Below are 15,439 nucleotides of genomic sequence, written 5' to 3'. Positions count from 1 at the left end.
TGCCTATGTCTATGCAGTCGTGGAATTATTGTGGATCAGCTTGGGTTGTTTTCAAAAGCGTCTGTAAATTAGCAGCTTTTGGTTTCACCAGCCAGAACTTACGACTATAGAAGTCGAACTCATTACGGATCTTGTAAGCCCATGCACTACCCGTCTCTTGAATATGTTCATCCAAAATACGGAGTAGGTTTTCTTTATGGTCTTCCATCGCTTCTGTCGAGATACGATTCAGATCAATAAGTTCGTGGTTATAGTAGTCGACAAAGTCATTATCAAGGTCGAGTACATACGCAAAACCACCAGTCATACCTGCACCGAAGTTATGACCCACTTTACCTAATACGGTTACCACACCACCCGTCATATATTCACAACAGTGGTCGCCCGCACCTTCAATAACCGCAAATGCGCCTGAGTTACGAACCGCGAAACGCTCACCCGCAGTTCCCGCAGCAAAGACTTTACCGCCAGTCGCACCATATAAACAGGTGTTACCAATAATTGCGGTATTTTGGGTCTGGAACGGTGAACCTTTTGGTGGGAAGATCGATACACGACCACCAGCCATACCTTTACCGACATAGTCGTTGGCATCACCTTCAAGTTTGATATGCAAACCACCCGCATTCCATACCCCGAGTGACTGACCCGCAGTACCAATCAGGTTCATGACTACTGGATTATTTTCCATACCTAGATTGCCATAACGACGTGCAATCTCACCTGAGATACGCGCACCAATCGAACGGTCACAGTTACCTACAGTGAAGTTGAATGAACCACCTGTACCCGCTTCAATTGCTGGCAACATTTCTGCCACCATTTGCTCAGCCAAGACACCTTTATCAAATGGTGCATTGCCCTGAACTTGGCAATATTGCGCCTTACCGTCAGCAGCAGGATGTGAGGTCAATAATGCACTAAGATCAAGATGTGCATGTTTATCCGTTTCACCTGGTAATACTTCAAGTAAATCAACACGGCCAATCAAATCTTTCAGTGAGGCAACACCCAATGCAGCCAACCATTCACGCGTTTCTTCTGCAATAAACTTGAAGAAGTTGATCAGCATTTCAGGTTCACCAATATAGTGTTCCTGACGTAAATGATCTTGCTGTGTTGCAACACCCGTTGCACAGTTGTTCAAGTGACAGATACGCAGGTATTTACAACCCAATGCGATCATTGGCGTAGAACCGAAACCGAAGCTTTCCGCACCTAAAATAGCCGCCTTGATGACATCCAGACCCGTTTTCAAACCACCATCGGTTTGTACACGAACCTTGCCACGCAAGTCATTTACACGGAGTGCTTGATGCGCTTCGCTTAGACCCAATTCCCATGGTGAACCCGCATGGTGAATCGATGAAAGTGGTGATGCCGCTGTACCACCGTCATAACCTGAAATGGTAATGAAGTCGGCATACGCTTTTGCAACACCCGCAGCAATTGTTCCAACACCCGGTTCAGATACCAGTTTGACTGATACCATCGCTTGAGGATTGACCTGTTTTAAGTCAAAGATCAATTGTGATAAATCTTCAATCGAATAAATATCATGATGCGGTGGTGGTGAAATCAAGGTAACACCAGGTACTGAGTAACGTAAACGTGCAATTAAGCCATTCACTTTACCACCTGGTAACTGACCACCCTCACCCGGTTTTGCACCTTGTGCTACTTTGATCTGTAATACTTCAGCAGATGTTAGGTAAGCTGGCGTTACACCAAAACGACCTGATGCAATCTGTTTGATTTTCGAGTTACGAATCGTGCCATATCGAGCAGGATCTTCACCGCCCTCACCCGAGTTCGAACGACCACCAATGGTGTTCATGGCAATCGCAATCGCTTCATGTGCTTCTGGTGATAATGCACCTAAAGACATACCCGCAGAGTCAAAACGTGGCAGAATTTCTTCAATCGTTTCAACCTGATCAATCGCAATTCCATCCGTGGTTTTTAACTTGAATAAGTCACGAATCGTTGCAACTGGACGGTTATTGACCAGTTCTGCATATTCTTTAAAGTCAACATATTGGCCTGAACGTACCGCCTTATGCAAGGCATTGATCACGTCTGGGTTAAACGCATGGTACTCTTTACCAAATACGAATTTAAGCAAACCACCTTGATCAATCGGCTTACGGTTCTGCCAAGCAGTCGTCGCCAATTTCTTCTGGTCATTTTCTAGGTCAGCAAAAGTCGCACCTTGAATACGGCTTGGTACGCCAAGGAAACATTTATCAACCACTTCAGAAGATAAACCCACTGCTTCAAATAACTGACCGCCACGGTAAGAGGCAACCGTCGAGATACCCATTTTAGAAAGAACTTTGAGTAAGCCTTTCTCAATCCCTTTACGGAAGTTTGCTTGTGAATGGATTGGGTCACCCAATAATTCGCCTTTAGCAACCAAGTCATTGATGACATCATAAGCCAAATATGGATATACCGCAGTCGCACCAAAGCCTAGCAATACCGCAAACTGATGTGGATCACGTGCAAAACCTGTTTCAACTAAAATGTTCGCATCAGTACGCAAACCCGTTTTAATCAAATGATGGTGTACTGCACCTGTTGCCAATGCAGAGTTTGCAGGCAAGAAACCTTCACGGAAGTTTTTATCTGTTAATACAATCAGCGTTTTGCCATCACGTACCGCCTGTGCTGATTCTTCACAGATACGTGCGATTGCTGCTTGTAAACCTTCAGTTTCAGCATAGTTCAGATCAATATCAACCACGCCATAGCCTTCGCGCTCTTTTTCAACATCGCGAAGTTGCTGCATTTTTGAATTAGACAATACAGGGCTTGAAATGATGATACGGTCGGCATGCTCTGGGCCTTGCTCGAATACGTTCTGTTCACGGCCTAAACAGGTTTCCAGTGACATTACGATCGATTCACGTAATGGATCGATTGGCGGGTTGGTGACCTGAGCAAACTGCTGACGGAAATAGTCAGAAACATGGCGCACTTGACGAGACAATACCGCCATTGGGGTATCATCACCCATTGAACCGACAGCTTCCTGACCACTTTCTGCGATTGGACGTAACAGTTGATCGCGCTCTTCAAATGTTACCATGAACATTTTTTGCGCTGCTTTTAACTTATCACCTGTAAGACCTTGATCCACCAGTTGCTCTTCAAGCTGTGGATTTGCCTGTAAGCGAATCGCATGATCACGTAACCATTCACGGTATGGACGCATGTTTTTCAGGTGATTGCTGACATCTTTAGTATCAAGCACTTTGCCAGTTAAAGTATCGACTACAAGGATTTGACCAGGGCCAACACGGCCTTTAGATACGACATCTTCTGGCTCATAACCCCACACGCCAATTTCAGAAGCAAGTGTGATGTAATCATTTTTTGTGATTACCCAACGCGCTGGACGTAAACCATTACGGTCAAGCATACAGATCGCATGACGACCATCCTGAATCACCAGACCTGCCGGGCCATCCCATGCTTCCATATGTTTCGAGTTGAATTCATAGAAGGCACGTAAGTCAGCATCCAGAGTTTCAACGTTTTGCCATGCTGGTGGAACAAGCATACGTAGTGCACGGAACAGATCCATGCCACCGCCAACAAGAATTTCAAGCATGTTATCTAGGCTTGATGAATCCGAACCTGTACGGTTTACGATCGGATTTAACTCAGTCAGACCTGGAAGTAATGCATTTTCAAATTTTGGTGTACGTGCCAATGCCCAGTTACGGTTCGCCGTAATGGTATTAATCTCACCATTATGTGCAAGGTAACGGAATGGCTGTGCCAATGGCCAACGTGGCAAGGTATTGGTCGAGAAACGTTGGTGGAACACCACGATATGTGATTTTAAGCGCTCGTCAGCCAAGTCGGTATAGAAGTCAGCAATCGCTGCTGGCATCATGAGACCTTTATAGCTGATCACTGTAGTCGCTAATGTGGTCACATAGAATAATGGATCATTTTGTAATTTTTGTTCTGCACGACGACGAGCCAAGAAGAGCTTACGGTTAAACTCAACTTCGGTTAAGCCCATTGGGCAGTTCACGAGAATCTGTTCAAATGCAGGTAAAGATTGAAGTGCAATCTCACCTAAGGCATCGTTATTGGTTGGAATGACACGCCATGCTGCAACGGTCAGGCCCGCAGCTTCGATTTCCTTATTTAAAATGTTTTTCGCATTTTGCGCTAAAGCAGGATCAATATTTAAAAATACCGTACCAGCAGCAAAAATCTCAGTCAGGTTGGTTCCCAGTTTCTGAGCTTCGTCACGGAAAAATTGTTTCGGCATCGCCAATAACAATCCGCACCCATCTCCTGTTTTACCATCCGCGGCAATACCACCACGGTGCGTCATGCAACTTAAACTGTGAATCGCAGTTTCGACCAGATGATGGCTTGATTCACCCTTCATATGGGCAATCAGACCAAAACCACAGTTATCCTTAAACTCGTCAGGCTGATATAAACCTTGAGCGGGAGCTACAGTATTAGGCGATGGCATGTGCATAGCGTACCCTTCTTTCAACATGGCTCTTTCGAGCAACAAACATTCAATTCATTTTCTGCGATATTGCCGATCAACTCATTTAAAGTTCAATGCTTCGCGAAAACATTTTTACTGGCGGATTTGCAATATACGCCTTTCTTTTTAAAGACGCAGTGCATTTCGCCATCTAAAGTGTTTTCAGTTATTACACCCTCAAAAAAGTTTGTAAAGCACAAAAACTTTCCATTTCACTAAACTAATGAATCATTTAGTACCAAAAGGCGCAATGAGCAGACAAATTAGCACCACAAGAATGCAAAAAACATGCCATGTAAAATAGGATTTACTAAATCATTAAAAAAATTAAAATAACTTTAAATTATAAGGGGCAAAGAACTTGCCCCTAGTTATAAAACGCACCAAAAAAAATCATGTTGCTATAAAAAGAATCACTTCTGCACAATTTTAGTGCAACATCAATTAAATGGGTCGCTTACTTCTCGTTTAGAAGAATCTGAATTTTCTTTTATTTTTTCAGCATTTGTCGGTGCTGGAGGGGCCGATTGGCTTTGTTTAACGTTAACGACATTACCTTGTGCATCACGTTGAGTCACAGTCGTTTTAACAGTTGTTGATGAATCTGCCGCCCGATTGCTCGTTGCTGGTGCTCGATTCATTAACAAGGTTTCATCCACTCTAGGCAGTGCTGCAGGTCTTAACTGTACTGCATAAAGCTGATTGGTCGCCGATTTCATTTCATCAGAGCCCAAATCATTCACAAACTCAGCATATGTTGTCAGCTGTTGTGCTTTCGGCTTTATCGACTCAGGAAGTGTCAGATTGAGCTGGGCAAATTGACGGGTGGCTTCTTCTGCATTTGAAAAAGCACCATAAGTAAGCACATATTGCTCAACCTGATCTTCACCACTCAGACGGAAATAAACAAACTTCTTGCGATCAGCTCGATTTAACAAGAAATTTTTAATAATTGCTTCATCTGAACTGCGGAAAATTTCCATCGTCCACTGACGTTGATTATCCTTAACATATTTGGTTCCACGGAATTCAGGTGCATGATCATTAGAGACAACAACACGTGTCGTGGTATCTAATGGCTTCACCTCATCCGAGAGTGCACCCAGATGTGCAGTCGCTGCCACCTTTTCAGGTTGAATCTGAACCTGTGTTTCCGTTTCAGTCGGCTGTTGCTCTTTGACCAGGGCTTTAGTATCCGTAACGCCCCAGAATATCAATGCAGCAATTAAACAAGCCAACGCGAAAACGAGCCAGCTATATTGTTGAATATTTTGCCAAATTGATCGTGACACAGCCATGCTTTACCCAAATAATTAATTATGCAGATTGATTTGCAAGAATAGATTGTTTCATTAACTCAACATCAAAGTCTTTGGTAATCACCGCCTGACCTAAAGTTTTCAATAAAACCAGACGTAACTGCCCATTTAAGACTTTTTTATCATGAGACATATAAGCCAAGAATTCATCTAATGGAATTTTTGGACATGATATCGGTAAATTGGCACGTTGAATGATATTTTTTGTACGTTGCACATCTTCGGCTGAAATCCAGCCTAAACGGTGCGACAAATCTGCTGCCATTACCATACCCGTAGCGACAGCTTCACCATGCAACCATGTGCCGTAACCCAGATAAGATTCAATCGCGTGTCCAAAAGTATGCCCAAGATTGAGTAAGGCACGCTCGCCCTGCTCTTTTTCATCGTTTGCAACAATACGCGCTTTATGTGCGCATGAGCGATACACCGCTTCTGCCAATAAGTTTGCATCACGTGCAACCAAAGCATCCATGTTCTGTTCTAACCAGACCAGAAAATCAGCATCACCCAATAAGGCATATTTAATCACTTCTGACAGGCCCGCAGACAATTCACGATCTGGCAACGTCTCTAGCTGAGCCATATCCGCCAGCACCACTTGTGGCTGCTGGAAAGCACCCAGCATATTCTTGCCCAACGGATGGTTAATACCCGTTTTGCCACCTACGCTTGAGTCAACCTGTGACAACAAGGTGGTCGGTACCTGAACAAAATAGACGCCACGCTGGAAACAGGCTGAGGCAAAACCTGCCATATCGCCAATGACACCACCACCCAGAGCCAGTACGGTACAATCCCGATTAAAGCCTGCTTCAAGCAAAGCATCGAAAATAAGATTCAAATGCTGAAGGTCTTTATATTTCTCACCATCTGGCAAAATGCATTGAGCGACTTGTTTATCGAGCTGGGTCAAGGCATCCATATAATGTTGTAAATATAAAGGCGCAACCGTTGAGTTAGACACCAGCATGACTTGTCGACCATGTAAATAAGGCTCAAGCAATTCTTTTGGATCTAAATGACTACCAATAAATATTGGATAACGACGATCACCCAACTCAACATGTAACGTTTGCATAATGACAACCAACCAGCGATTACTTAACTTGTTTAGATAAAATGACGTGCAAGATACGTTGTGCTAAATCCCGTGCGGCACCTTGATTTGTTTCAATAACATAGTGTGCGACCTCGCGATATAAAGGATCGCGCAGTGCCAATAAGTCACGTAGTTTTTGCTCTGGATTTTCGACTTGTAATAAAGGGCGATTTTTATCGCGATAGGTTCGCTGTAGTTGTAACTCTACAGGAGTATAAAGATAAACAACGATTCCACGCTGTTTAAGAAATTCTCGGTTTTTCACTTGGGTGACTGCGCCACCGCCTGTAGCCAATACCAATAATGGACGAGAGGTTAAGTCATTCAATACATTGGTTTCGCGTAACCGAAATCCAACTTCCCCTTCTTTTTCAAAAATCCATGGAATTGTGGCACCTGTTTTACGTTCGATTTCATGATCGCTATCAATAAAATCACGGCCTAGCAATTCTGCTAAATGCCGGCCAACTGTTGTTTTTCCTGCCCCCATTGGCCCTACCAAATAAATATTTGGTAGGGTTTCAAACGCTTTGCTTGGCAACGCGCCACCTATATGAATTGCGATTATTGAAAATATATTAATGATTTCTGGTTAAAGTGTCATTAACAATTCTCGGCGTAATAAAAATAAGTAGCTCACGTTTATTGTCTGTTTTCAAGTCACGGCGGAATAAGCGTCCGACATAAGGTAAGTCACCCAAGAATGGTACTTTCACTTGAGAACTGATATTTTCCTGCTCAAAAATACCACCAAGCACTACGGTTTCACCATTATCCACCAGTACATTGGTATCAATCTGGTTTTTATTAATGGTGAGCTGTCCTGTTGGTGTCGGCGTACTTTGCGAGTCTTTGGTAATGTTCAACTTCATCATGACTTTACCGTCAGGAGTAATGCTTGGTGTCACATCCAGACTTAAGGTCGCATCAATAAACTCTGTTTTAGGCACGGCATTCGCACCACCACCCGTTGATGAGGTATAAGGAATTTTCTTACCCGATTCAATTTTTGCAGCTTGCTTGTCGGCAGTCATGACTTTCGGTGTCGAAATCACTTCGCCATAGCCATCGGCCTGTACCGCTGAAAGTTCTAAATCCAGCATAAAGTCTGACAGGCTAATTAAACCAAAAGCAATACGGCTTGCCCCAGGTGTAACTGCACCCAAGTCGACATTCAGGTTATCTGGACGTTCAATTTCATATTTCCAGCCACCTGTATCGCTATCTTTTTCAGGCTTTCTTAAATCCCATAATGTCTGATCACTACCGCCCACTAACAGGTCATTATTTTTAGTAATCCCTTGAGACAAGATTCCCCATTTCACACCCATCTCTTTGGTGAAATCAGTACTGGCACTGACAATACGCGCTTCAATCATGACCTGTTTAACCGATACGTCCAAAAGATCAACCATCTTACGGATCTGGTCAATTTTCTGAGAAGTATCATTCACGATTAAGGTATTGGTACGCGGGTCAATCGAAATAGTTCCGCGAGGACTTAACAAGCCACCCGCTAAATTGTCATTGCTGATTGAATTGGAAGAATTACCATTATTAGTATTCGCGTTCTTTCCTTGGGTAATCAGCTTTTCAATATCCGCTGCTTTTGCATAGCTTAACGTAATATATTCAGTTTGCAGAGGCGCCAGTTTTACGCTTTGTGCCTGCGCTTTGGCTTCTTCTTCCTCAGCCTTAATCAGCTCTGAAACTGGTGCAATCCAGATCACATTACCATTACGACGCTTGTCCAGATTCTTGGTTTTCAAGACAATATCCAAAGCCTGATCCCACGGCACATCTTTAAGACGTAAGGTGATATTACCTTGCACCGTATCTGCGGCAACCATATTAATACCCGTAAAGTCTGCAAGTAACTGCAATACACGGCGTACTTCAATATCCTGGAAGTCTAAAGAAATTTTATTCCCAGTATAGGTTTGGGTCTTGGCCTTGGTCGGTGATTTATCTTCAGGACGCTTTAAACTGATGGTCAGTTTATTTTCTGCCTGATAAGCCATATATTCATAGCTACCCGCAGATTGAATGGTGATGACACCATTTCCCTTGTCGTTATAGGCATCGATACTTGCGACAGGCGTTGCGAAGTCATTGGTATTTAAACGACGGGCCAAATGCGTCGGGATTTTATTCCCCATGGTACGCACAACAATCTTACTGCCTTGTTGTTGCACATCTACTGGTGTGTTATTCCCTAATAAATCAATAACCACCAGCCCTTCGCCTTGATTGCCACGCTGGAAACCAATATTGGAAATACCTTGTTGCGCCTGACGCACAGCAGCGACTGGAGCCGCCATTGCCGCAGGCTTGGCTGAATTAATTTTCAATACAAAAGTATTGCCTTCCACACGTGTCGTAAATGCACCAGCATCTTTCAAATTCACAATCACACGAGAACGTTGGTCGTCTGCCGCAACTTCAACAGAACTTGCTTCATTGGTTGAAACTGGAATAGAAGTTTGTTTTAAGGTTTGTTGTGCTTTATCAAAATCCAGAATCAAGCGAGCAGGCTGTTCAAGCTGATAAGCTTGTGGTTGCGGTGGCAAACCATTAAACATGACGCGGATTTCTGTACCTTGTTCAGCCAAATTCATGGGTACAATATTGGTCATGCTGACTTGTGCTGATGCAACCTGCATCACTGCAAGCGTAATCGCAGCCATAGAAAATTGACGGAATGCATGATTCATGGTCTTCGCTTCCCCAAATAAAGAATCTTTAAACTGTTTTTTCATTGTTATTCCCTTAATCTTATGGTGCTGGTCCAATGAGAACGAGTGTTCGAGGTCTTTCTACGTAACCTTCTCGTCCATCAGGTACGATTTCCACCAAATCTATCTGAGTCGGGCTAATTTTAATGATGCGCCCCTGATTCATCCCCAAATAACTACCCACTTGTACGCGCTCGATTTGCCCATCAGGTGTTTGAATCAAAGCAATCGTCTCGCTGCTTCTGCCACGCATACTACCCTTCATATTTAATGATTCCAGCGCATAGCTCTCTAGAGGTTGTGGCTGACGATTAAAGTTCGGATACACACGTTTGCCTGCCATAATCTTTAACTCGGCAGCTAAAGAACTTGGCATAAATGGGCTTTTCAGCTGATGTGCTGAATAGTTAAATAACGGTACAGGTGTAAATACAGGTGCAGGTTCAATCGGTAAAGGCGGCTGATTTCGGATTTCAGCCATCTTCTGGTTGACTGCATCAATACGCGAATCACATCCAACCAACCCCAATCCAAGCAACAAGCTAAGTAGTAATTTATAATTATTCATGGCTTACTTTCCTCCTGCAGCAGGTGGATTATTTGTCGCTGCCGCAGCGGCATTGGCCTGATCATCCGCACCTACATAACGGTAGGTCTTGGCTTTCACAGTATAATTCACCACAGGAATATCAGATTTTTTCTGGGTATCTTCTTTTGCTTCAACCGTAAAGTCATGCAAAGTCACAATACGAGGCAAGGCTGCAATACCTGTCACGAAAGCACCAAACGCATGGTAATCGCCTGTCGCATCGATACTGATTGGCTGCTCAATAAAGAACTCTTGTTTGACTTCATTTTCCAGACGGATGTTTTTAAATTTCAAGCCAGAGTTGACACCCGTCAAGTTGATGTCTTCAACCAGACTCGGAATCTCTGTTTCTTTTGGTAGCTGTTCTAATTGTTGATTAAAATTCGCTTCCATTTCTTGCAACTGCGCTTGATATTGTTGCAAGTTACGCAGTTTGGAATCTTTTTCTCTAAATTCATTGAGTAAGCTTTGTTCCTGCGCCTGAGCATTCTCAATCGCTTCGAGCTGAGATTTAATCACCACAAAATAACCCAGCGCAATCACAGCTAAAAATACGAAGATCCAGCACGTGATTTTGACGGATAAAGGCCAACTGCCGTAATTGTTCATGTCCAGCGTATTAAATTGCTGGAAGAACTGCTCGACCGTCATTTTCTTTTTCTTGACAGCAACGGTGTCTTGATTCAATTCATCTTGGTTCATTTCGCGGTCCCCACAGCTACTGTCCCTGATGCTGCCTGTTCTGTTGTTGGTGCAGCCTCAACAGTTGTACCAATCTCACCCAAATCTACAGTGACAATAAAACTTCCATAATTTTCCTCAACCCGAGGAACCAGCGAGCTTGCTGCTTTATCTTTGTTTTTATCTTCATCTACTGCAAGGAATGAATTCATAAAGGCATTGCGATACCACGGCGAAGCTTCAAGATTACGCAACAGTTCAGCCACGGTATTTGGGCTTTCTGCTTTACCTTCGATGGTGAATTTATCACCTGTACGGGTAAACTTGGTCAAGTACATGGTTGGTGGTGTGACGCGAACCAGTTCATCCACTAGACGTACCGTAACTGGGCGCTGCCCTTGTAAACCCTGAATCAGCTTCATGCGCTCAATAATGGCATTACGACGTTCTTGCAAACCATCCAGAGCTTTCAGTTGTGTATCCAAATTCTGATTGGTACTCACAATCAGCTGATTGGCCTGTTCCTGATCACTCAATTTATGGTCAAAATACATCCATCCTGAAAAGACCGATGCAACCCCTAATGCAGCAACCCCAACACAAAAAGCGACAAACTGTTTCTTTCTTTGTTCTCTTAGCTCATCACGCCAAGGGAGTAAGTTAATCTTTGCCATTAATCAAAACTCCTCATTGCCAAACCACATGCCACCATCAAAGAGGAAGCATCATTTTCAATTTTTTTAATATCAATTTGGGGAGAAAAACCCATTTGTAAAAATGGATTGGCAATGGTCACTCGGTAACCGAGCTTTTGTTGTAATAATTTCGCCAGACCAGGAATATTGGCATTCCCGCCAGCAAGTAAAATATGATCAATCTCATTGAACTGAGAAGATGAAAAGAAGAACTGGAGTGAACGTGCAGCTTGCTGAACGACTGCATCAAGGAAAGGCTCAAGCACCTCGGTATCATAATCGTCTGGCAGTGTTCTTTCTTTTTTGGCACGACCCGCTTCCTCAAAAGACAAGCCATAACGGCTTTGTACATCTTGAGTCAGTTGACGACCACCAAACACTTGCTCACGGGTATAGATAATTTTGCCTTTCTGCATCACAGAAAGTGTGGTCATGGTGTGACCAATATCCAGAATACCGACAGTATTGGCACCCATTGGCAAGGTATCGGCAAAGACACTAAAAGCACGCTCCATTGCGTAACTTTCAACTTCTGCGATTTTTGCGGTGAGGCCAGCCAGTTCAAGCACTTCGACACGCGTATCTACATTTTCTGTTCGCGTGGCCACGAGCAGTACGTTTACCCGGTTTGCATTGGCCAAACGGTCAGGTAAAACTTCAAAATCCAGACTCACTTCATCTAACGGGAACGGAATGTATTGCTCAGCGTCCATACGGATCTGAACTTCACGTTCTTCATCCGACATGTCAGCATCCATTTCTATAATCTTGTTAATGACCATAGAAGTAGGCACTGCAAATGCAACATTGGTGGTGTGAGGATTCGCAAGGTTGACGACTCTCTCAAGCGCATCACCCACCGCCTCTGGGTTCAGAATGCTTTTTTCCACTACACTATTTTCAGGTAATGGCATCACCGCATAACTTTCAACCCAATATCTACCGTTCTTTACAGAGAGCTCCAATAATTTAACAGTTGTCGAACTAATATCGACACCCACTAACCCCTTATTTGGTTTACGATATAACCTGAGCACAGTACTTTCCTATTTATTTTTTTATCCCCAAAAATTCAACATACTAATTTTGTTTTGGTCTTTAATTGATACGGATACAATAACTCATCTAACAATCCGCATGTCTAAAGGATATACTGACCACAATTAGTTTGCCATTCGCTCTTATTAAAACTTACTTATTATGAAAAAGCTATCCAGTTCTGGTATTGTTCGCCCATTTTTTTTGATCGTTATTATTATCTTAGTCTCACTTCCAATGGGATTTTATGGCATGTATCTCTATCTCGCGCCATCATTGCCAGATATGAGCTCATTAAAAAAAGCGCCTTTATTAAAACCATTGCAAGTCTATACGGCAGATAATAAGTTGATTGCGGAATATGGCGGGAAATTATCAATTCCTGTTAAGTATGAACAGATTCCTCCGACCTTTATTCATGGTTTCCTTGCAGCAGAAGACTCCTCATTTTTTGAGCATAACGGCATCAGTTTTAAAGGCTTAGGGCGAGCTTTGACTGAATCTGTTACGGGTTCTGATGTCCAGACTGGGGGCTCAACCATTACCATGCAGGTTGCGAAGAACTATTATTTAAGTCCAGACCGAACACTAAGACGTAAACTGACTGAGGTTTTTCTTGCACGAAAAATCGAACAGAATTTAACAAAACAGGAAATTTTGACGGCGTATGTCAATAAAATTTTCTTGGGTAAAAATGCCTACGGTATCGCTGCGGCTGCTCGTATCTATTACAACAAAAACCTGAATGAGCTAACCACCGCACAAATGGCAATGATTGCGGGTTTACCGAAAGCACCATCAAAATATAATCCTGTGGTTAACCCAGAACGTGCGCTTGAGCGTCGTAACTGGATTTTGGGACGTATGCTGCAGCTGGGTTATATCAACCAGAATCAGTACCAGCAAGCGGTTGCTGAGCCGATCAATCTAAACATGGTTGATCGCTCGGTGAGTAACGTTTTTCCCTATGTCGGAGAAATGGTCCGTTCCGAATTAGTTGAGCATTTCGGCGAACAGGCGATTGATTCGGGTTATAAGGTTTACACCACCGTTGATAGCAACCGTCAGCGTTATGCAGAACAAGCGATTCAAAATGGACTGGAAGCATATGACCGTCGTCATGGCTGGCGCGGTCCAGAAGCACATGACAAACCATTAAAACAGTTCATGGCTTATGCGAACACCTACCCTGCTCAAGTCACCAAAGTGAATAACAATTCTTTTGAAGCATTAATGCAAGATGGTTCAACCGTAACAGTAAACTGGTCAGGCATGTCTTGGGTACGTCCATATCGCAACGCCAATAGTGTGGGTGGCGCGCCATCGAATGCTTCACAGATTGTCAAAGTCAAAGATATTGTGCGTTTACGCCCAAATGAAGGCAAAACGGTATGGGCTTTGACTCAAGTACCAAAAGTACAGGGCCAGCTCATTGCCATTAATCCAAATGACGGTGCAATTGAAGCGGTTGTCGGTGGCTATAACTTCTATCAATCGAAATTTAACCGTGCTTTACAAGGTTGGAGACAACCTGGTTCGACCATTAAACCATTCGTGTATGCGCTGGCTTTAGAGCGTGGTATGACGCCATATAGCATGGTTAACGATAGCCCGATTACCATTGGTAAATGGTCACCAAGAAACGCGGATGGACGATATCTTGGTATGATTCCATTACGTCGTGCTCTTTACTTGTCACGAAACTCGGTTTCTGTTCGTTTATTACAAAATGTCGGGATCGAACGTACCCGCCAACTGTTTATGGATTTTGGTTTACAAGATGACCAGATTCCACGTAACTACACCATTGCCTTAGGTACGCCACAGGTATTACCGATTCAAATGGCAACAGGTTATGCGACATTTGCCAATGGCGGTTACCGTATCCAGCCGCACTTTATTACACGTATTGAAGATGCGTATGGCAAAGTCATTTATGAAGCAAAGCCTGAGTATGCATGTATTCCTTGTATTGCCACTGCAAAGAACGATGCGAAACAACAAACGGCTGATGCAAGCAAAAAAGATGAAGTAAAAGAAATCACCAATGCGACTTTGGATGATACAAATGCAGCCTCTGAAGTACCAATGACTGCTACTGATACTCAAAAAGCAAGCAAGCCAAATGGTGACTATCGTCAGGCACAACGTATCCTGAAATCAAGCTCGGCTTATGACATGGCCAACATCTTACGTGATGTAATCCAACACGGTACTGGACGTGCCGCGATGAAAATCGGCCGTGATGATTTGGGTGGTAAAACAGGAACAACCAACGATGCAAAAGATGCATGGTTCGCGGGCTTTAATGGCAAGTTGGTTGCTGTGGCTTGGGTTGGCTTTGACCAACCGCGTACTTTAGGTCGTCGTGAGTACGGTGGTGTTGCAGCGCTTCCGATCTGGACCAACTTTATGGGTCAGTCATTAAAAGACACGCCATCAGCATGGGTACGTCTGGATAAAGAAGCAAAAGATCCAATTTCGCGCGATAAATTACAGATCCAGCAAAGTGAAGACAAAAAAGAATATCGTGCTTCACCACCACTGGCTCGTCCACTTTATCGCCCAGCTCCGCCTGTACCAACACGTTCAACTCAGAATGACTTTTCTGACCTGCCGGGAACAACGCCACCAACCTCAGTTGAGGAACGTCCGATTGTCCCTGCCAAAAAGCAGCCACCAGCAATGGGGAATAATCCAGCACCTCAAAAAGAGCGTGACGGAATTGAAAATCTGATTAATCAGATTCAGTAAC

The 15,439-nt window shown here is 43.6% G+C and carries 10 protein-coding genes; 1 reads left to right on the top strand and 9 read right to left on the bottom strand.

All coding sequences use genetic code 11. The features are described from left to right. Positions 1-25: 25 nt before the first annotated feature. From gltB to PJ15_RS09835, 9 genes are all read right to left on the bottom strand, one after another. Positions 26-4,504, bottom strand: coding sequence for a glutamate synthase large subunit (gltB, locus tag PJ15_RS09875; RefSeq protein ID WP_171248586.1), 4,479 nt, complete (start codon positions 4,502-4,504; stop codon positions 26-28). Positions 4,505-4,965: 461 nt separating this feature from the next. Further along, the gene (locus PJ15_RS09870; RefSeq protein WP_047430324.1) at positions 4,966-5,823 is read right to left on the bottom strand and encodes a hypothetical protein; all 858 of its coding nucleotides are present in this window, start codon (positions 5,821-5,823) and stop codon (positions 4,966-4,968) included. Between the two features lie 19 nt (positions 5,824-5,842). After that, positions 5,843-6,925 carry a 3-dehydroquinate synthase gene (aroB, locus tag PJ15_RS09865; RefSeq protein WP_047430320.1) on the bottom strand — a complete coding sequence of 361 codons (1,083 nt, stop codon included), beginning with the start codon at positions 6,923-6,925 and terminating at the stop codon, positions 5,843-5,845. Between the two features lie 19 nt (positions 6,926-6,944). Beyond that, complete coding sequence (aroK, locus tag PJ15_RS09860; RefSeq protein ID WP_104021896.1) at positions 6,945-7,514, bottom strand: shikimate kinase AroK; 570 nt, start codon at positions 7,512-7,514, stop codon at positions 6,945-6,947. A 10-nt stretch (positions 7,515-7,524) separates the two neighbouring features. Then, entirely contained in the window at positions 7,525-9,660 is a 2,136-nt protein-coding gene (gene pilQ, locus PJ15_RS09855) for a type IV pilus secretin PilQ family protein (protein ID WP_171248589.1), read from the bottom strand. A gap of 61 nt (positions 9,661-9,721) precedes the next feature. Continuing rightward, complete coding sequence (locus PJ15_RS09850; protein ID WP_004776058.1) at positions 9,722-10,249, bottom strand: pilus assembly protein PilP; 528 nt, start codon at positions 10,247-10,249, stop codon at positions 9,722-9,724. 3 nt (positions 10,250-10,252) lie between these two features. Continuing rightward, positions 10,253-10,972 (bottom strand): type 4a pilus biogenesis protein PilO, encoded by a 720-nt coding sequence (locus PJ15_RS09845; protein WP_004776059.1) that lies wholly within the window; start codon positions 10,970-10,972, stop codon positions 10,253-10,255. Further along, entirely contained in the window at positions 10,969-11,625 is a 657-nt protein-coding gene (locus PJ15_RS09840) for a PilN domain-containing protein (protein WP_004776060.1), read from the bottom strand. Before PJ15_RS09840 ends, PJ15_RS09845 begins: the two co-directional genes overlap by 4 nt. Then, positions 11,625-12,683 carry a pilus assembly protein PilM gene (locus PJ15_RS09835; RefSeq protein WP_004776062.1) on the bottom strand — a complete coding sequence of 353 codons (1,059 nt, stop codon included), beginning with the start codon at positions 12,681-12,683 and terminating at the stop codon, positions 11,625-11,627. The genes PJ15_RS09840 and PJ15_RS09835 overlap by 1 nt, the downstream gene beginning before the upstream one ends. A 163-nt stretch (positions 12,684-12,846) precedes the next feature. Between PJ15_RS09835 and ponA the strand changes: the two genes are divergently transcribed. Beyond that, complete coding sequence (gene ponA / locus PJ15_RS09830; protein ID WP_081402765.1) at positions 12,847-15,438, top strand: penicillin-binding protein PBP1a; 2,592 nt, start codon at positions 12,847-12,849, stop codon at positions 15,436-15,438. Position 15,439: the final 1 nt, after the last annotated feature.

Source organism: Acinetobacter sp. neg1, assembly GCF_000788125.1.
In the GTDB taxonomy this organism is placed as follows: Bacteria; Pseudomonadota; Gammaproteobacteria; order Pseudomonadales; family Moraxellaceae; genus Acinetobacter; species Acinetobacter vivianii.
The sequence above is the reverse complement of the archived record's forward strand: the minus strand, read 5'-3'. Positions and strand labels throughout refer to the sequence as shown.